The organism is Brevibacterium antiquum, assembly GCF_016107655.1.
GTDB lineage: Bacteria > Actinomycetota > Actinomycetes > Actinomycetales > Brevibacteriaceae > Brevibacterium > Brevibacterium antiquum.
On sequence record NZ_JABASX010000010.1, the window covers coordinates 1 to 17,453 of the forward strand.

Annotated in this window: 14 protein-coding genes and 1 tRNA gene; 2 read left to right on the forward strand and 13 right to left on the reverse strand. The window is 65.0% G+C overall.

All coding sequences use genetic code 11. The features are described 5' to 3' along the window. Positions 1 to 60 precede the first annotated feature (60 nt). The 4 genes from allB to JFC13_RS15805 all read right to left on the reverse strand — a co-directional run bounded on the left by allB (position 61) and on the right by JFC13_RS15805 (position 5,320). Positions 61 to 1,419, reverse strand: coding sequence for an allantoinase AllB (allB, locus tag JFC13_RS15790; protein WP_198398022.1), 1,359 nt, complete (start codon positions 1,417 to 1,419; stop codon positions 61 to 63). 177 nt (positions 1,420 to 1,596) lie between these two features. Beyond that, entirely contained in the window at positions 1,597 to 3,393 is a 1,797-nt protein-coding gene (gcl, locus tag JFC13_RS15795; RefSeq protein ID WP_198398023.1) for a glyoxylate carboligase, read from the reverse strand. Between the two features lie 158 nt (positions 3,394 to 3,551). Continuing rightward, a complete protein-coding gene (locus JFC13_RS15800) occupies positions 3,552 to 4,475 on the reverse strand; it encodes a 2-hydroxy-3-oxopropionate reductase (RefSeq protein WP_332839443.1) in 924 nt (307 codons plus the stop codon). Between the two features lie 32 nt (positions 4,476 to 4,507). Then, a complete protein-coding gene (locus JFC13_RS15805; RefSeq protein WP_198398025.1) occupies positions 4,508 to 5,320 on the reverse strand; it encodes a hydroxypyruvate isomerase family protein in 813 nt (270 codons plus the stop codon). Between the two features lie 408 nt (positions 5,321 to 5,728). Between JFC13_RS15805 and JFC13_RS15810 the strand changes: the two genes are divergently transcribed. Continuing rightward, entirely contained in the window at positions 5,729 to 7,348 is a 1,620-nt protein-coding gene (locus JFC13_RS15810; RefSeq protein ID WP_198398026.1) for a nucleobase:cation symporter-2 family protein, read from the forward strand. On the opposite strand, the gene guaD is transcribed toward JFC13_RS15810, so the two are convergent. From guaD to JFC13_RS15855, 9 genes are all read right to left on the reverse strand, one after another. After that, complete coding sequence (gene guaD / locus JFC13_RS15815) at positions 7,317 to 8,624, reverse strand: guanine deaminase (protein ID WP_198398027.1); 1,308 nt, start codon at positions 8,622 to 8,624, stop codon at positions 7,317 to 7,319. The genes JFC13_RS15810 and guaD overlap by 32 nt on opposite strands. A gap of 41 nt (positions 8,625 to 8,665) precedes the next feature. After that, positions 8,666 to 9,463 (reverse strand): xanthine dehydrogenase accessory protein XdhC, encoded by a 798-nt coding sequence (gene xdhC / locus JFC13_RS15820; RefSeq protein ID WP_332839444.1) that lies wholly within the window; start codon positions 9,461 to 9,463, stop codon positions 8,666 to 8,668. After that, entirely contained in the window at positions 9,460 to 11,859 is a 2,400-nt protein-coding gene (xdhB, locus tag JFC13_RS15825) for a xanthine dehydrogenase molybdopterin binding subunit (protein ID WP_198398028.1), read from the reverse strand. Before xdhB ends, xdhC begins: the two co-directional genes overlap by 4 nt. Then, positions 11,856 to 13,322 (reverse strand): xanthine dehydrogenase small subunit, encoded by a 1,467-nt coding sequence (locus JFC13_RS15830; RefSeq protein WP_198398029.1) that lies wholly within the window; start codon positions 13,320 to 13,322, stop codon positions 11,856 to 11,858. The genes xdhB and JFC13_RS15830 overlap by 4 nt, the downstream gene beginning before the upstream one ends. 213 nt (positions 13,323 to 13,535) lie before the next feature. Beyond that, on the reverse strand, positions 13,536 to 15,011 hold the full coding sequence (locus JFC13_RS15835) for an NCS2 family permease (protein WP_198398030.1): 1,476 nt from the start codon (positions 15,009 to 15,011) through the stop codon (positions 13,536 to 13,538). Then, entirely contained in the window at positions 15,004 to 15,345 is a 342-nt protein-coding gene (locus JFC13_RS15840) for a hypothetical protein (RefSeq protein ID WP_198398031.1), read from the reverse strand. The genes JFC13_RS15835 and JFC13_RS15840 overlap by 8 nt, the downstream gene beginning before the upstream one ends. A 73-nt stretch (positions 15,346 to 15,418) precedes the next feature. Further along, a tRNA-Ser gene (locus JFC13_RS15845) sits at positions 15,419 to 15,506 on the reverse strand. Positions 15,507 to 15,577: 71 nt separating this feature from the next. Next, entirely contained in the window at positions 15,578 to 16,042 is a 465-nt protein-coding gene (tadA, locus tag JFC13_RS15850; RefSeq protein ID WP_198398032.1) for a tRNA adenosine(34) deaminase TadA, read from the reverse strand. A 74-nt stretch (positions 16,043 to 16,116) separates the two neighbouring features. Then, complete coding sequence (locus JFC13_RS15855; protein WP_198398033.1) at positions 16,117 to 16,668, reverse strand: tRNA adenosine deaminase-associated protein; 552 nt, start codon at positions 16,666 to 16,668, stop codon at positions 16,117 to 16,119. Positions 16,669 to 16,748: 80 nt separating this feature from the next. Here JFC13_RS15855 and upp point away from each other — a divergent pair, with 80 nt between their 5' ends. Then, positions 16,749 to 17,387 (forward strand): uracil phosphoribosyltransferase, encoded by a 639-nt coding sequence (gene upp, locus JFC13_RS15860; protein ID WP_198398034.1) that lies wholly within the window; start codon positions 16,749 to 16,751, stop codon positions 17,385 to 17,387. The last annotated feature ends 66 nt before the right edge of the window (positions 17,388 to 17,453 follow it).

Consider the following 17,453-nt stretch of genomic DNA (forward strand, 5'->3'; position numbering starts at 1 on the left):
GCGGCCCAGCAACCTTGCGCAAGGTTGCTGGGCCGCCGTCAGGTAGTTGTTGGGGGAAGGTCAGCGGGCGCGGAGGAGGCGGCCCTGGGGCTCGTCGTAGTCCACGGGTGCGCCGCGGAGGATCGTCTGCTTGACGGCGCCGCGGACGGCACGCGTGTCGTAGGCGCTGATCTGGTTGCGGTGGTAGAGCTCTGTGGCGTGAACAGTCCACTCCTCGTCGGGGGCGAAGACTGCGAAGTCCGCGTCGTTGCCGAGTGCGATAGCGCCCTTGTTCTTCACTCCGGCGACGGACGCGGGGGCACTGGACATCCAGGCAACCACCTCAGCGAGGTCGATTCCGCGCTTTGCGGCCTCGGTCCACACGAGCGAGAGGCCCAGCTGCAGGGAGGAGATTCCGCCCCAGGCCGCACCGAAGTCGCCGGTGTCGAGGAGTTTGAGCTCAGCTGTCGAGGGCGAGTGGTCGGAGACGATGCAGTCGATCGTGCCGTCGACGAGTCCCTGCCACAGGGCTTCCCGGTTGGATTCCTCGCGGATCGGTGGGCAGCATTTGTGTGTGGTGGCGCCGTCCGGGATCTCCTCGGAGGTGAACACGAGGTAGTGGGGGCAGGTCTCGACCGTGAGCTTCACACCCTCGGCCTTGGCCTCCGCGATCTGTGGCAGCGCGTCGGCCGATGACAGGTGCAGGATGTGGGCGCGAGCCCCGGTCTCCCGTGCCGCCTCGATGACGCGGGCGATCGCGACGTTCTCGGCCTCACGCGGGCGGGAGGCGAGGAAGTCGCTGAACTTGCGCCCTGAGTTCTTCGGGGCTTCGGCCATGACCGAGTGGTCCTCGGCGTGGACGATGAGCAGGCCGTCGTACTTCGCGAGTTCCGCCAAGTCGGCGCGCAGCTCTTCGGGCTCCAGCGGTGGAAACTCATCGACCCCTGAGTCTTCGAGGAAGCACTTGAAACCGTAGACGCCGGCGTCGAAGAGGGGCTTGAGGTCACCGGTATTGCCGGGGATCGCCCCACCCCAGAAGCCCACGTCGATGAATGCCTTGGACGCCGCGACCTCGCGCTTGATGTCGAGTGATTCGACGTTGACCGTCGGCGGCAGAGAGTTCAGCGGCATGTCGACGATCGTCGTCACGCCGCCGGCGGCTGCGGCGCGGGTGGCGCTGGCGAAGCCCTCCCATTCGCTGCGGCCGGGGTCATTGACGTGCACGTGCGAATCGACGAGGCCCGGCAGCAGCACCTGGCTTTCGCCGACTTCGACGACCTTCGCAGTCGCCGAGGCGGCACCGCTGAGCTTCGATCCCGCTGTCGTGATCTCGACGATCCGGCCCTTGCGCACACCGATCTCGGCCGCCTGCACGCCCTCGGGCAGAAGCGCCCGCTGCGCTCGGATGACCAGATCGTAGTCCTCTGTTCCGGCGTTCATACATCCTCCTCATCCACCCGGCGGTGCGGCCGGGCAATTCGCCTCGGCGTCAATGCCGGGGCCTGCGCTCCGGCGAATTTCGCCGGGTATGTCAGACAAGTCCCCGAGGGAGCCGCAGTCGTACTGCGCACTCCCTCGGGGTCATGGTATACCAATTCTGATCGAGTCGAGGTCAGTTTACTTCGCCTCGGCGAATTCGCTCATCGGCGTCAGCGCCGTGGGAGCGTCGGCCGGAGTCTGAGCGAGGACGTCGAACTCGTTGATGTTGTCCAGCGCGGCGCCCATCGAGATGTTGGTGATGCGTTCGAGGATGACCTCGACGACGACGGGAACCTGGTGTTCATCCATGAGCTCCTTCGCCACTCGCAGTCCCTCACCGATGAGCTCGGGATCTTCGACGCGCAGCGCCTTGCAGCCCAGGCCCTGAGCGACGGCCACATGGTCGACGCCGTAGCCGGCTGATCCGCCCGAGGAGTTGATGTTGTCGAAGGCCAGCGACACTTCGTAGTCCATCTCGAAACCACGCTGCGACTGCCGGATCAGCCCCAGGTATGAGTTGTTCACGACGACGTGAAGATACGGAATCTTGTGCTGCGCGCCGACGGCCAGTTCCTCGATCATGAACTGGAAATCGTAGTCGCCGGACAGCGCGACGACGGTCTCGTCCGGCTTGGCCTTCGCGACTCCCAGTGCGGCGGGCCCGGTCCATCCCAGCGGACCGGCCTGACCTGCATTGATCCAGTGCCGAGGCCTGTAGACGTGGAGCATCTGCGCGCCGGCGATCTGGCTCAGGCCGATCGTCGACACATACGTCACGTCTTCGCTGAAGGCCGCGTTCATCTCCTGGTAGACACGCTGCGGCTTGATCGGCATGTCCGTGTAGTTGGTCTTGCGGTGTTCGGTGCTCTTGCGGTTCGTGCATTCGCCGGCCCAGCCGGTGAAGTCCGGCAGGCTCGCAGCTTCAGTCCGACCCCGTGCCGCGGACAGCAGCGCGTCGAGCGCGGCACCGGCGTCGGAGACCACACCGTAGTCGGGCGAGAACACGCGGCCGATCTGTGTGGGCTCGATGTCGATGTGGACGAACTTCCGGCCGTTGCGGTAGACACCGAGGTCACCCGTGTGCCGGTTGGCCCAGCGGTTGCCGATGCCGATGACCAGATCGGACTCCAGGAAGGAGGCGTTGCCGTAGCGGACATGTGTCTGGATGCCGACCATGCCTGCTTGCAGCGGATGGCTGTCGGGAATCGTGCCCCATCCCATCAGCGTCGGTGAGACCGGGATCGAGGTCAGCTCGGCGAACTCGACGAGCTTGTCGGCGGCATCGGCATTGAGGATGCCGCCGCCGGCGATGATGAGCGGGTGCTTCGCCGCGGCGATGAGGTCGAGGACCTTCTCCGCCTGCGCCGAGGTGGCGGCCGGCTTCGAGGGCTCCAGAGGTTCGTAGGTGTCGATGTCGAAGTCGATCTCCGTCTGCTGGACGTCGATCGGCAGGTCGATGAGGACCGGGCCCGGGCGAGCCGAGCGCATGAGCTGGAAGGCCGACTGGAAGACTCCCGGGACCTGCCCGGCCTCGAGCACGGTCTTGGCCATCTTCGTCACGGGCTTCGCGATCGATGCGATGTCCACGGCCTGGAAGTCCTCCTTGTCGAGGACTGCGACGGGAGCCTGGCCGGTGATGCACAGGATCGGCTGCGAATCCGCGGCGGCGGCGTAGAGCCCGGTGATCATGTCGGTCCCGGCCGGACCGGAGGTGCCGAGGCAGACGCCGATGTTCCCGGCCGCCGCACGGGTGTAGCCGTCAGCCATGTGTGAGGCACCTTCGACGTGGCGGGCCAATGTGTGCTGGATGCCTCCGTGTGCCTTCATCGCTGAGTACAGCGGGTTGATCGCCGCTCCCGGCAGGCCGAATGTCTGCGTGGCGCCTTCCTTTTCGAGGATGAGCACCGCCGCGTCAACTGCGCGCATACGTGTCATTGTTCTTCCTTCGCATCAGTGAGTCGATGTCAGTGAGCCGGTGGCCCGGCGGGCCGGTGGTTCAGTGAGCCGGCGACGACGGTGTCGCCGGCTCGGTTCGTGGTGGGACGAGGCCGTCAGTGTCGTTAAGCCGATGGCCCCGCCCTGAATGTGGCAACTCAGTCCCGGTTCTTGCCGGAGAGCTGTTCGACGACGGTGAACAGACCCGAGTGGTCCAGTCCCCCGTTGCCCTGCTGGACAGTCGAGGCGACGAGCTGCGCGACGGCCGATCCGAGCGGAATCGCGACGCCGGCTTCCCGAGCGGCGGCGGTGACGATGCCCATGTCTTTGTGGTGGAGCTCGAGCCGGAAGCCGGGGTCGAAGGAGCGGTCGAGCATCTTCTGCCCCTTCTGATCAAGGACCTTGGAGCCGGCCAGTCCCCCGCCGAGCACCTGCAGGGCCGACCCGGTCTCGACACCGTAGGCCTCGAGGAAGACGACGGCTTCGGCGAGCAGTTCGATGTTGCCGGCAACGATGAGCTGGTTCGCGGCCTTGACCGTCTGTCCTGAGCCCGAGGGTCCGACGAGGACGATGGTCTTTCCGACCGCGTCGAAGACGTCGGACACGGCGTCGAAGTCGGCCTGTTCGCCGCCGACCATGATCGACAGGGCACCGTTGATCGCTCCGGCCTCACCCCCGGAGACAGGGGCGTCGAGGGGCTTGAGACCCTTCTCGACGGCCTGTGCGGAGAGGCTCTTGGCGACATCGGGGCGAATCGTCGAGTTGTCGATCCAGTAGGCGCCGGCCTTGGCGTGCGCGAGAATGCCGTCGTCGCCGGTCAGAACGGCTTCCACGTCCGGGGAGTCCGGGACCATGGTGATGATGACGTCGGCACCGTCGACCGCCTCGGCGACGGAGCCGGCAGCATGACCACCGGCCTTCGCGAGTGCGGCGGCCTTTTCCGGTGAGCGGTTGTAGCCGCGGACGGCGAAGCCGGCGCTGACGAGGTTCTTAGCCATGGGCAGGCCCATGATGCCCAGACCGATGAATGCGATTGTCTTGCTCATGTTCGAGTCCTTCTCTTGGTATGCGGGGCGCTGCATCTGTTCTCAGCGCGGGCGGAAGCGGGACGAGGTCAGTTGGCGAGCCACTCGAAGGCAGTGGCGCGGTCCTGCTTGTATTCGAGTGCGACGGCTCCGGTGTAGCCGAGTTCGTAGGAGCGGTTGATCCAGTCCTGCAACGGCAGTTCACCCGTTCCGGGTGCTCCACGACCGGCGGCATCGGCGATCTGGATATGGCCGAACTTCGCGGCGTCGGCCTCGATGACTGCGGCGACGTCGTCGCCGTTGATCGACATGTGGAAGAAGTCAGCGAGGACGGCGATGTTGTTCACACCCTGCGCGCGGACCTTCTCGACCACCTTCGCGGCGTCGGATGCGCGCTTGAGCGGGTAGTCCTCGGCTCCGGAGACCGGCTCGACGAGCACGGTGCCTTCGATGGCCGCGACGGCGTCGGATGCGAGTTTGAGGTTTTCGATGGCGACTTCGTCCTGCTCTTCGGGGGTCTGCCCTTCGGTGCGCAGGCCGTAGAGGGCGTTGAAGGCCCGGCAGCCGGTGCGGCGGCCGATCTGCACGGCGATCTCGACGTTCTTGGCGAAGTCGGTCTCGGCACCCTTGATCGAGACCATACCGCGGTCGCCTCCGGCCATGTTTCCGGCCCAGAAGTTCAAGCCCTTGAGTTCGACACCGGCACTGTCCAGCGAAGCGATGAACTCATCGACCTCCGCCGATGTGGGTGTGGGGTTGCCGTCGAAGGGCCACCAGAATTCGACCTGGCTGAAGCCGGCGTCCTTGGCGGCCTGGGCGCGCTCCATCACGGGCAGCTCGGTGAGCAGGGTGGAGCAGTTGAGGATGTAGCTGTCGGCATTGGTGAAATCGAATGTCGTCACGGGATTCTCCTTCGAGTCTCTGTGAATCTGAGCGGATTTCTTTTCCGTATTATGGAAGTGTCTTTCCGGTTGATGAAATCCAGCATAAGCACGCGGACGAGGGGGCGTCAACCCAGCAAGGGGGAATCCACAGAAAACAGCCACGCACCGGGCGCACGTCGCGCATCTTTGGCACACGATCCCACTCGACCTCGAACACTGGAGCAGGATCGACGCACCCGCCGCTTGACAACGCCCGAAAAGAGGAAGAACGTAGTGAGGATCACATTTTTTGGAAAATGAAGTCCACGATACGGAAGAGTAGTAAGGCTTGCTCCGGAATCACACGGCCGCTGGGTCCACACAGGCGTTGGAACCACACAGGCATCTGTCCGGCGGGCCGAGATCCTCGCTTCGGAAGGTTCAGATATGACCGAGAATTCGAAGTCTGCCCGCACGGTCGCGGGTACGACTGCCGCTGCAAAGACACCTCCATCATTCCCACCCGGCTCACAGAGACCAGAGGACGCGTGGCTGCCGGTGCCCAAGCTCTTCGCCTACGGGCTCCAGCATGTCCTCACCATGTACGGCGGCATCATCGCCGTGCCGCTCATCATCGGCAAGGCGGCTGGGGTCGACGGCGGCCAGCTCGTTGCCCTCGTGACAGCCAGCCTCTTCGTCGGCGGGATCGCCACTCTGATCCAGAGCATCGGCCTGCCCCTCGTCGGATCACGCCTGCCGCTGATCCAGGGCGTCTCCTTCGCCGGAGTGGCGACCATGCTCTCTATCCTCTCCGGCGGCGGCAGCCTCGGCGACATCTTCGGAGCGGTCATCGTCGCCAGCGTCATCGGCTTCGTCGTCGCCCCGTTCTTCGCCCGGATCATCCGTTTCTTTCCACCTGTGGTCACCGGGGTGGTGATCACCGCCATCGGCCTCACACTCATCCCGACGGCAGGCAATTGGGCCATGGGCGGCGACGAGGCCGCCGCCGACTACGGCTCCGTGCAGAACGTCGCTCTGGCCTTCATCACCTTCGCCGTGATCCTTCTGCTGAGCAAGGTCGGCTCCGCCACGATCTCACGACTGTCGATTCTGCTGGGACTCGCCATCGGCACCGGCGTCGGAGCCGCGATGGGCATGACGGATTTCTCCGAGGTCGGTGACGGCGCTCCCATCGCGATCCCGGGTCTGCTGCCATTCGGCGCTCCGAGCTTCGATCTCGCGGCGATCGGCTCGATGCTCATCGTCATCCTCGTCATCAAGACCGAGACGGCGGCCGATGTCCTGGCCGTCGGTGAGATCATCAACACTCCGGTCGACTCGAAGCGCGTGGCCAACGGCCTGCGCGCCGACATGCTCTCCTCGGTCATCGCCCCGTTCTTCGGTTCCTTCACCCAGTCCGCCTTCGCTCAGAACGTGGGCCTCGTCGCACTCACCGGTGTACGATCCCGCTTCGTCGTTTCCGCGGGTGGCGTCATCCTCATCCTCCTCGGACTCATGCCTGTGCTCGGTCAGGTCGTTGCGGCCGTGCCGATGCCCGTCCTCGGCGGTGCCGGGTTCATCCTCTTCGGAACCGTCTCCGGTTCAGGCATCCGCAACCTCAAAGAGGTGAAGTTCGAGGGGAACATGAACCTGATCATTGTCTCCGCCTCACTGGCCTTCGCACTCATCCCGGTGGTCAAGCCGGACTTCTACGAGCAGTTCCCGTCCTGGGTCCAGACGATCTTCCACTCGGGCATCTCCTCCGCAGCGATCATGGCCGTCCTGCTCAACCTGCTGTTCAACGAGCTGCGCTTCGGTAACTCGAAGAACCCCTCGGTCTACAGCGCGAAACCTGCCCGCTTCCTCACTCCGTCGAACCTCAAGGATCTGCGCGAAGGCGACAAGTTCATCGACGGGAGGTTCGTCGACTGCGACGGGGAGGAGATCCCTCTCATCCCCGATGAGAAGGCCGAGGAGGTGCAGGCGGCGATCGACTGCGGGGACATCGTCGACACCGCAAGCGTCAAGCAGGTCATCAGCGAGGAGTCGGAGAATCGCCGCCCTTGACGAGCTGGCCGTCGACCCACACCTGGGCGATGTCGGCCGGAGTCCCCATGGCGAAGATCTTCGCCAAGGCATCGTCATCGCTGCTGGCGTGCTCCAGCCCCACAGCCAAGGGCTCGCCAGCGCTCGGCCGGATGTAGGCGGCGTCGAAGCGCTTGCCCACGGACAGGTCCCCGACCTGATCTGACAGTTCCAGGGCCTCGGCGCCGGCTGCCGTTGCCAGGTGCAGAAGGTGTGCAGAGCTCAGCGGCAGTCCGCCGGACGGGTCCAGCTGCTGCATGAAGTAGGCCTGGACGCCCTCCTTGAGCAGGGAGAAGCCCGTGCCCGCACCGACGTCGGAGCCGAGTGCCACACGGACCCCGGCTTCGATGTGTCGGCGCAGCGGGAAGAAGCCGCTGGCCAGATTCGAGTTCGAGGTCGGACAGTGCGCCGAGGCGGCCCCCACTTCTGCCATCCGTGCCAGTTCGCGATCGCTCGGGTGGACGTTGTGGGCCAGGACCGTCTGCCGGCCCAGCAGTCCTGCCCGATCGTAGGTGTCGAGGTAGTCGAGCGCTTCGGGGAACATCTCGGCGACACCGGCGATCTCGTCGCGGTTCTCGTTGAGATGAGAAGTCACCCAGATGCCCGGGTTGTCCGCCACCAGCCGGCCGCCGGCAGCCAACAGCTCCTGACCCGCCGAGAAGGAGAAGCGCGGGGTCACCGCATACCGGAGATGACCCTTCCCATGCCAGCGATCGATGAGGCCCTGGCTCTCGGACACGGATCTCTCCACGCTCGTCAGCAGCGGTTCTGGGAGCATCTTGTCACTCGTGACCAGTCCCGATGTGATCCGCAGACCCACCTCGGCGGCCTGGGTGAAGAAGGTGTCCATCGCGGTGGCGAAGTGCGAACCGAAGACCATCGCCGAGGTGGTCCCCGCCGAGGTCAGCCCGGTGAGGAACTCGCCGGCCACGACTGCGGCATAGGCCTCGTCACCGAGTTTCTCCTCTTCGGGCAGGGCACAGTGGTCGAGCCACTCGAGCAGCGGCTTGCCGAGGTAGCCGATGGCGCGGACCTGCGGGTAGTGGACGTGGGTGTCGATGAGGCCGGGGATGAGGACGCCGGCGCGGAGGTCGACCACCTCGGCGTCGGGATGGTCCGCGACCGCACTCTCATAGTCGGTGCGGGCGATGATCAGTCCGTCATCGACGACGAGAGCGACGTCCGAGTCGGAGCGCAGGGTGCCCCCGGCGAAGGGGCTGATCGGTGTGTCGAAGACACGGGCGCGGCAGATGAACATGGTGGTGCTCCTTGCAGGTGAAGAATGATGAGGTCAGTGGTTCAGCCCATGCGGCCCAGCAGGTCGGCGGCGACGCTGAGAGCGATCGTCGCCGGCTGCTTGCCGGGCAGGTCGGGCAGGCCGATGGGGCAGTCGATGGTGTCGACGACCTCGGGCGTGTGGCCTTCGGCGATGAGGTTCTTCCGAAACCGCTGCCATTTGGCGCTCGAGCCGATGAGCCCGATGGAGCCGAGGTCACCGCGGGTCAGCACGGCATCGCAGAGGTGAAGATCCTCGGCGTGGTCGTGGGTCATGATGAGCACATGGGTGCCCGCGGGCAGCCCGACGAGCACCTCTTCGCCGACGACGGCGAACTCGCGATGGATCTGGGCCACAGGCGGTTCCAGTCGGTCGAGCTCCTCGAGGTGCTCGGGACGGGAGTCGCTGACGTGGACCTCGATGTCGTGGCGGGCCAGGATACGGGTCAGTTCGAGTCCGATGTTGCCGATCCCGAAGATCGCCACCGCGGCGGGCACGGGCAGCGGTTCGAGCAGAACGCTGACCTCTCCCCCGCAGCATTGGCGTCCGTATTTGGCCGGTGCCTTGTCGTTGAGCCGCAGCGTGAACATCTCGGGTTCGGCCCTGGTCTGCTCCGTCCCGGACGCGAGGATCTCGCGGGCGCGGGTGACGACCGTCATCTCCAGATTGCCGCCGCCGATGGTCCCATGCAGGTCATCGGCAGTGACGATCAGCTTCGCTCCGGCCTCACGTGGGGCGTGCCCGCGAACCGAGGCGAGAGTGACGAGGACGGCCGGCACCCGAGACTTCCGAAGCTCGGCCGCTGTCTCCATCCACGTCATGATGGGACACTGAGGCCTTCGGCTGCCGTCGGTGCCGGAACCGTCATGGCTGGTGAGCGCACCGATTCGATGGCCCAGAACACGGCTTCGGGTGTCGCCGGTGACGCGAGCTCGACAGATGGCCCCAAGCCCCCAGGCTCGGGCTGGGCACCGAAGGCGGCCACGGCATCCCGCAGGGCTTCCCGGACCGAGAAGGCGAGCATGAGCGGGGGTTCGCCCACAGCTTTGGAACCGTAGACGGCGCCCTCTTCGTGCGCCTTGTCCAGCAGCGAGACGTTGAATACCTCCGGGGCCTCGGAGAAGCTGGGGATCTTGTACGTGCTCGCAGCCTGGGTCGCCAGGCGACCGCGGCTGGGCTTGTCTGATTCGTCCCACCGCAGGTCTTCCAGGGTCAGCCATCCGGCGCCCTGGACGAATCCGCCCTCGATCTGGCCGAGGTCGATCAGCGGTGAGAGCGAATCGCCGACATCATGGACGATGTCGACGCGACGCAGTGTGTAGGAACCGTCGAAGCGGTTGACCTCGACCTCGCTCGCCGCAACACCGTAGGCGAAGTATTTGAAGGGTTCGCCGGTCATGATCGACAGGTCCCAGTGCAGTCCCTCGGTCCGGTAGAACCCTGAGGCCGAGAGCTGGATCCGCTGGAAGTAGGCGGCGTTGATGAGCTCTTCCCAGGTGATGGTCTTCTTCGATGACAGCGCGCTGACGATGCCGCGGGTGACGCTGACCTCGTGGGCGGGTGCGCCGAGGATCCCGGCGGCCACCTGTGTCAGCCGGCCCAGAATCTGTTCGCAGGCGTCCTTGACCGCACCACCGTTGAGGTCGGTGCCGGAGCTCGCCGCCGTCGCCGAGGTGTTGGGGACCTTATCCGTGCGCGTGGGCGCAAGCCGCACCGTGGACAGAGGAACACCCAAGGTCGTGGCCGCGACCTGCAGCATCTTCATGTGCAGGCCCTGGCCCATCTCGGTGCCGCCGTGGGTGACGAGGACGGACCCGTCCTTGTACACGAGCACGAGGGCCCCGCCTTGGTTGAAGGCCGTGAGGTTGAACGAGATCCCGAACTTCACCGGTGTCAGCGCGATCGCGCGTTTGACGTTCTCGCTGCCCGCGTTGAACTGCTCGATCTCGGCTTCCCTGGCCTCCACTTCGGCGGTGGACACGACCTGGTCCCAGGCCGCCTCCATCCTCTCGGGATGACGCACGGGCTGGTAGTACGGTGTGTCCTGGCCGGCGGTGTAGAAGTTGCGGCGGCGCAGCTCACGGGCTGTCAGGCCCAGCTTCGGGGCGACCCGGCCGAGGATGTCCTCCATCACCAGCATGCCCTGGGGTCCGCCGAACCCGCGGAAGGCGGTCTGCGAGGTCTTGTTGCACTTCGCAATGCGACCGGACACCCGGATATTGGGCACCCAGTAGGCGTTGTCGATGTGGCACATGGCCCTGGTCAGCACGGGCTCGGACAGGTCGAGGCTCCACCCGCCGTCGGCGGTCAGCGTGGCGTCGAGGGCAAGGATCTTGCCCTCGGCGGTGAAGCCGATCTTCCAGGACGAGTGGAAGCCGTGGCGCTTGCCGGTCATCGTGATGTCCAGCGTCCGGTTGAGCCGCAGGCGCACCGGGCGACCGGTGAGCTTCGCACCGAGGGCTGCAAGAGCCGCGTACCCGTGGGGCTGCATCTCCTTGCCGCCGAAGCCGCCGCCCATGCGCAGGCACTGCACGGTCACCTCGTGGGCGGGGACTCCGAGGACGTGGGAGACGATGTCCTGTGTCTCGGTGGGATGCTGCGTCGAGCACTGGACGAAGATCTGCCCGCTCTCGTCGATCTGAGCCAGCGAGGCCTGGGTCTCCAGGTAGAAGTGCTCCTGGCCGGCGAACTCGAATTCGCCTTCGAACACGTGCGCGGCATCGGCGAAGGCTCCGGTGGCGTCGCCCTTGTCGATGACGGGCTGGATGCCGTGGAAGCTCTCCGCTTCGATCGCATCCCTGACGCTGACCAGAGAGGGCAGCGGTTCGTAGTCGACGGCCACGGCTGCGGCCCCGGCCTTCGCCGCTTCGAGATCGTTGCCCAGGACCCAGACGATGGGCTGGCCGAAGAACATGACCTCGTCGACGGGCAGCATCGGCTCGTCGTGTTTGACGCCCTGGTCGTTGACGCCGGGAATGTCTGCTGCCGTGATCACGCGGACGACTCCGGGCACCTCGTAGGCGGGCGCGATGTCGACGGAATTCAGCTTGGCGTGTGCCTGAGTGGACTGCACCGGGTAGGCGTGGAGGACTCCGGCGAGGCGTCCCACGAGGTCATCGGTGTAGAGGGCCGCTCCGGTGACGTGACCGAAGGCGCTTTCGTGGTGGTGACTCTCACCGACGATGGGGTCGGTGGGGCGCTGTGAGAGCTGGCTCATCGTCCTGCCTCCTGTTCGGCATAGAAACGTTCCAACGAGGACCGCAGCATCGCGGTCCGGTACTTCGCACTCGCCCGGTGATCATCCATCGGGGTGCCCTCGGCGGCGAGGGTCTCTGCGGCGCCGTGCACGGTCTCAAGCGTCCAGGCCGAACCTTCCAGCAGAGCCTCGGTAGCGTCGGCGCGCAGCGGTGTGGCCGCGACGCCGCCCAGTCCGATCCGGGCCTTGGCCACGACCCCGTCCTCGACACTCACGGCGTAGCCGATCGCGACCGAGGAAATATCGTCGAAGCGGCGCTTCGCGATCTTCTGGAACGAGGTCATGGGTGCCAGCGGCAGCGGAATGCGGATCGCGGTGATGAGTTCCCCGGCAGCACGGACGGTCTGCCGGTAGCCGGTGAAGTACTCGGCCAGGTCCACAACGCGTGAGCCCTGCAACGAGGTGAGCACGAGCTGTGCCTCCAGGGCCAGGAGTGCCGGTGGGGCGTCGCCGATGGGTGAGCCCGTGCCGAGGTTTCCGCCGATGGTGGCGGCGTTGCGGATGAGTCGGGAGGCGAACTGCGGGATGAGTTTGCCCAGCAGCGGGATCGAGCCGGCAAGTTCGCGTTCGAGTTCGCTCAGGGTGTGAGCCGCACCGAGTTCGATGTAGTCCTCGGTCCGGCGGATGCCGCGCAGTTCGGGCAGACGATCGATGGCGAGCATCGATTTGGCGCGTGCTCCCTTGATGTTGACCTCGACGCCCCAGTCGGTGGCGCCGGCGACGACGAGAGTCTCGGGTTCGGCGGCCAGGATGTCGAGAGCCTCGGCGAGGGTGGACGGGCGACGGTAGCGTCCTGGTTCACCCGTGGCCGTATCGGCTCGGTGGATATCGGTGCTCGCCGAGGTGGGTGCCGGCTTCTGCCGACGCTGTGCGATCGTGTCGCCGGCTTCGGGCTGGCCGAGAGCGTAGGCGGCATCGCGGATGGGGCGGTAGCCGGTGCAGCGGCAGAGGTTGCCGGACAGGGAGTGGATGTCGAAGCCGTTGGGGCCGCAGTGGTGGTCGGCGGCGATGGCATCCTCGGCACGTTCTGGCCGGTAGTATTCGGCGGCCATGGAGCAGATGAAGCCGGGGGTGCAGTATCCGCATTGGGATCCGCCGCGCACGGCCAGCTCTTCCTGGACGGGGTGGACGGACTCAGCGTCGGCGAGGCCTTCGGCCGTGATGACTTCCTGGCCGTCGAGTGCCGCGGCCGGCAGCAGGCACGAGTTGACCGAGGTCCAACGGGTCGTCCCATCGGCGTCGGGGCGGGCGACCATGATCGCGCAGGCCCCGCATTCGCCTTCGGCGCAGCCTTCCTTGGCTGCTGTGAGACCGGCTCCGCGGAGAAAGTCCAAAGCATTTGTGTGTGGTGGCCCGTCGAATTCGTGAACGGTCGAGTTCACTGAAACCTGGGCGGTGGAACGTTGAGTTGCCGGGGCAGACATCGCACTTACCTCCTGCGCCTCATCTCTGCGGCGCGCAGTGCATGGTTGGAACAATTGCTTCGTTCTTCGAGCTTCTGGTTATCCATGCGAACAGCAGCGAAGAACGTGGTGTCGCGGCTCGGGTGTCACACCCGCTGTGCCGACGACGCAATCGTCCTCAGCACCCGTGTGCGATCTGACCTTTCGACCAGGCTGTGATCTCCGACATAAACGTCATCCTCCCAAGATAGCTGAAATCGGCCCGCGAACGAAGTACAGCACGAATCCTGCGGACACGACCCAAAGGAGCCAGTGAACGTCCCGGCCGCGTTTGCTCATCGCATGGATGAGGGCCCACGAGATGAATCCGACGCCGATTCCGTTGGCGATCGAATAGGTCAGCGGCATGGTGACCATGGTCAGGAACACCGGCAGCGAGGTGCGGAAGTCGCTCATGTCGATCTCGCGGATCTGCGTGACCATCATGGCGCCCACGACGACGAGCGCGGCGGCTCCGGCTTCCATCGGGATGACGCCGATGAGCGGTGCGAAGAACATCGACACCAGGAACAGCGCACCCGTGATGCAGGCGGCGAATCCGGTTCGAGCACCTTCGGCGATACCTGCCGCTGCGTCGACGAAAACGGTGTTCGACGAGGCGGAGGCTCCACCACCGGCAACTGCGCCGATGCCCTCGACGATGAATGCACCGCGGATACGGGGGAACATTCCGTCTTTGGTCTGCAGCCCTGCGCTGCGGGCGAGGCCGGTCATGGTGCCCATGGCGTCGAAGAAGTTCGTGAACACCAGGGTAAAGACGAGCATCGTGGCAGCGAGGACGCCGATTCGCTCGAAGGACCCGAACAGGTCGAAGGCTCCGATGAGCGAGAAGTCGGGCAAGGCGACGACCTGACTGGGGATCTCGGGGGCGGCGAGGTTCCAGCCCACCGGGTCCGGATTGACCGGGTCGCCCACGGTTCCCAGCTTCGCGAAGGCCTGGATGACCATCGCGACGATTGTGGCCACGATGATGCCGATGAGGATTCCGCCCGGAACCTGACGTGCGACGAGAATGCCGATGAGGATCAGAGCGAAGACGAACACCAGCGTCGGCAGCGATGCAATCGACCCGTCCTGACCCAGCTGGACGGGAGGTCCGGCCGGGGTGCGGGTGACGAAGCCGGAGTTGACGAACCCGATGAACGCGATGAACAGGCCGATTCCGACCGTGATCGCGACCTTCAGGGCGTGAGGCACGGCGTTGAAGATCGCGGTTCGGATGCCGGTGGCTCCGAGGACGACGATGATGACACCGTTGATGACCACGAGCCCCATGGCTTCGGCCCAGGTGACTTCCTGGACCACGGAGACGGCCAGGAAGCTGTTCATGCCCAGCCCTGCGGCGAGTGCGAAGGGGAGCTTCGCGACGACGCCGAAGAGGATCGTGATGACGCCGGCGACGAGGCCGGTGACAGCAGTCAGTTGGGCGAAGTCGAGCGCCCCGCCCGCGACATCCTGGGAACCGCCCAGGATGAGCGGGTTGAGGACGACGATGTAGGCCATCGCAAAGAAGGCGACGATGCCGCCGCGGATCTCCTGTTTGACCGAGGATCCGCGTGATGTGATTTCGAAGAATCTGTCGAGCAGACCGGGACTCCCGCTGCTGTTGTCAGCGGTCTTCGTATCCCGCCGTTGGTCGTTGTCAGCCATTTTCATGGACCACCTCAAGTTGTTCGATTTGATCAGTCGGCAACATCATCGTCGGCGACCATGCGCCTTGAACATGCGCAGAGAAACGGACACGAGCTTCCACAACAGAAGTTTCTTTTCGCATCATGGAAAGACACTTCCGTTCCGACTGACCAGTTAAGTCTGTTTTGCATAATGTGTCAACGATCACATTCTGATTACGCTGCCGACTATGGCCAAGTCGTCCGCCTCGACCACACGCAATCATCGCAAACCACACGCTTGCCCCCGCCATCGGGGTGGTGGTCAGCGGCTCACGACCGCAGTCGGCGCAGAGGGAAGGAATGAGGATCATCGCTCGTCTTCGAGCACAGAAAAGCCTGAGCAGTGACACCGTCTCCCAACGATGTCACGGCTCAGGCAAAACGCGGTGGCGGTGGGATTTGAACCCACGGTAGGGGGTTACCCTACACAACATTTCGAGTGTTGCACCTTCGGCCGCTCGGACACGCCACCGCGGACAACATTACAGTCAGCCCCAGGCGGCGTCCAAATCGAGCGGGCGTGACCTGAGCCACTGCGCTGCCTTACTCGGTCGGCGAGCTTCGGCTTGCAGGATTCCCCCGTTTCGCGGCGAAGAAATCACTGAGCAGATCCCGGCACTTCGTCGCTGCAACTCCGGAGTAGACCTCTGGGTGATGCAGCGCGGCGCGGTCTCGCAGCAGATCCCAGACAGACCCGGCCGCACCGGCCTTCTCATCGAAGGCACCATAGACGACTCGTGCAACCCGGGACCCGACGACAGCACCTGCACACATCGCACAGGGTTCGAGAGTGACGACAAGGGTAGCGTCATCGAGGCGCCATCGTCCGGTCGCCTCGGCGGCATTGCGCAGCGCCATGAGCTCGGCATGCCCGAGCGGATCCTGATCGACTTCGCGTCTGTTGTGACCGCGCCCGATCACCGCACCATCAGCGTTCAGCACCACGGCCCCGACGGGAACGTCGTCATGCGCACTCGCCAGCGCCGCCTCGGCGAGGGCCAGTGCCATCCAATCCTGGAAGTGCGCGTGGGCGCCGAAGCCGAGATCCGCACTCTCCTCTGGCGAGGCCTCCTCCGGTGAGCTCAGCGGGCGGCCTGGAGCTGATCGGCGAATCCGACGGTCTCACCGACATGGGCAACGACGCGGGCAGGGTCCGAGCGGTACTTCTCCACCTGCTCGATGAGGTCGGCGGGCAGGACTCCGCGGTCGACGTAGATCTCGGCATCTCCGCCCCATTCGGCGTCGATGTCGAACTCGAGCATCGCGACCTCTTCATCCTCGTCGTCATCGGTCTCGGCGACCGCATCTTCTTCGAGACCGAATTCCTCCTCCGGCTCGGCCTCATAGGCATCGGGCTGCGAATCGAGGAAGTCGGCGAATATATCCGCGAAGGGGCTGAGCTCGACGGCACGCAGGTCAGACAGAAAGACTTTGATCTCGTTGTTCTCGCAGACTCGCACGAGGCCGAACCATTCGTCCTCGTGCTCGATGACCGCGACCGATTCGCCGTCTTCCGAGCCGGCCGCCTGCATCATCTCAACCAGGCTGTCGAGATCTGAGGCATCCCGGACATCGACATCGAGCGCACGAAAACCATCGCTAGTTTCGGCAAGGATCTCAGTGAAGTAGGACATGGTCCCATTGTGACTCCTCGGCCGACCATTGACCACAGTTCCACGCGCGCGAAGATGAAAAGTTCCGTACCATTTCTCTTATGCGCCTACATGTAGCCGATCACCCGCTCATCGCCCACAAACTCAGCGTCCTACGCGACCAGAGCACGGATTCTGCTCGCTTCCGCCAGCTCACCGAGGAGCTCGTCATGCTCCTCGCATACGAGGCCACCCGCTCGGTTGCGGTCGAGGACAAGGAGATCACGACCCCCGTCACGACGTTCACCGGCACCCGCCTGGCCGAACCGCGCCCGGTCGTCGTTCCGATCCTGCGCGCGGGTCTGGGCATGCTCGATGGCATGCTGCGCATTCTCCCCACCGCCGAGGTCGGCTTCCTGGGGATGGTCCGCGATGAGGAGACATTTGAGCCCAGCGCCTACGCAGATCGTCTGCCCGATGACCTCAGCGGCCGGCAGATCTTCGTCGTCGATCCGATGCTTGCCACGGGTGGGACCTTGGCCATGGCCATCGACTTCCTCCTCGCCCGAGGCGCCAGGGACGTCACGGCGGTCTGCCTCGTGAGTGCTCCAGAGGGAGTCGCGCGCATTGAGAAGGACTACGCGCAGTCGGCGAATGTCGAGATCTACACAGCAGCGCTCGACGAGAAGCTCAACAAGAAGGGCTACATCGTCCCCGGGCTCGGCGATGCCGGTGACCGAATGTACGGAATCGTCGACTGACCGAGGCTGGATGACGCCGGATGACGAAGAATTCGGCGTCATATTTCGTCACACTCGTCTCATTTT

What these genes read in the sequence shown, in the direction of transcription:
- JFC13_RS15835 (WP_198398030.1), bottom strand. Translation starts at nt 15,011, where the DNA reads ATGGCTGACAACGACCAACGGCGGGATACGAAGACCGCTGACAACAGC.
- guaD (WP_198398027.1), bottom strand. Translation starts at nt 8,624, where the DNA reads ATGTTCATCTGCCGCGCCCGTGTCTTCGACACACCGATCAGCCCCTTC.
- gcl (WP_198398023.1), bottom strand. Translation starts at nt 3,393, where the DNA reads ATGACACGTATGCGCGCAGTTGACGCGGCGGTGCTCATCCTCGAAAAG.
- JFC13_RS15855 (WP_198398033.1), bottom strand. Translation starts at nt 16,668, where the DNA reads ATGTCCTACTTCACTGAGATCCTTGCCGAAACTAGCGATGGTTTTCGT.
- JFC13_RS15830 (WP_198398029.1), bottom strand. Translation starts at nt 13,322, where the DNA reads ATGTCTGCCCCGGCAACTCAACGTTCCACCGCCCAGGTTTCAGTGAAC.
- xdhC (WP_332839444.1), bottom strand. Translation starts at nt 9,463, where the DNA reads ATGACGTGGATGGAGACAGCGGCCGAGCTTCGGAAGTCTCGGGTGCCG.
- upp (WP_198398034.1), top strand. Translation starts at nt 16,749, where the DNA reads ATGCGCCTACATGTAGCCGATCACCCGCTCATCGCCCACAAACTCAGC.
- allB (WP_198398022.1), bottom strand. Translation starts at nt 1,419, where the DNA reads ATGAACGCCGGAACAGAGGACTACGATCTGGTCATCCGAGCGCAGCGG.
- JFC13_RS15840 (WP_198398031.1), bottom strand. Translation starts at nt 15,345, where the DNA reads ATGATCCTCATTCCTTCCCTCTGCGCCGACTGCGGTCGTGAGCCGCTG.
- xdhB (WP_198398028.1), bottom strand. Translation starts at nt 11,859, where the DNA reads ATGAGCCAGCTCTCACAGCGCCCCACCGACCCCATCGTCGGTGAGAGT.
- tadA (WP_198398032.1), bottom strand. Translation starts at nt 16,042, where the DNA reads ATGGCACTGGCCCTCGCCGAGGCGGCGCTGGCGAGTGCGCATGACGAC.
- JFC13_RS15800 (WP_332839443.1), bottom strand. Translation starts at nt 4,475, where the DNA reads ATGCAGCGCCCCGCATACCAAGAGAAGGACTCGAACATGAGCAAGACA.
- JFC13_RS15810 (WP_198398026.1), top strand. Translation starts at nt 5,729, where the DNA reads ATGACCGAGAATTCGAAGTCTGCCCGCACGGTCGCGGGTACGACTGCC.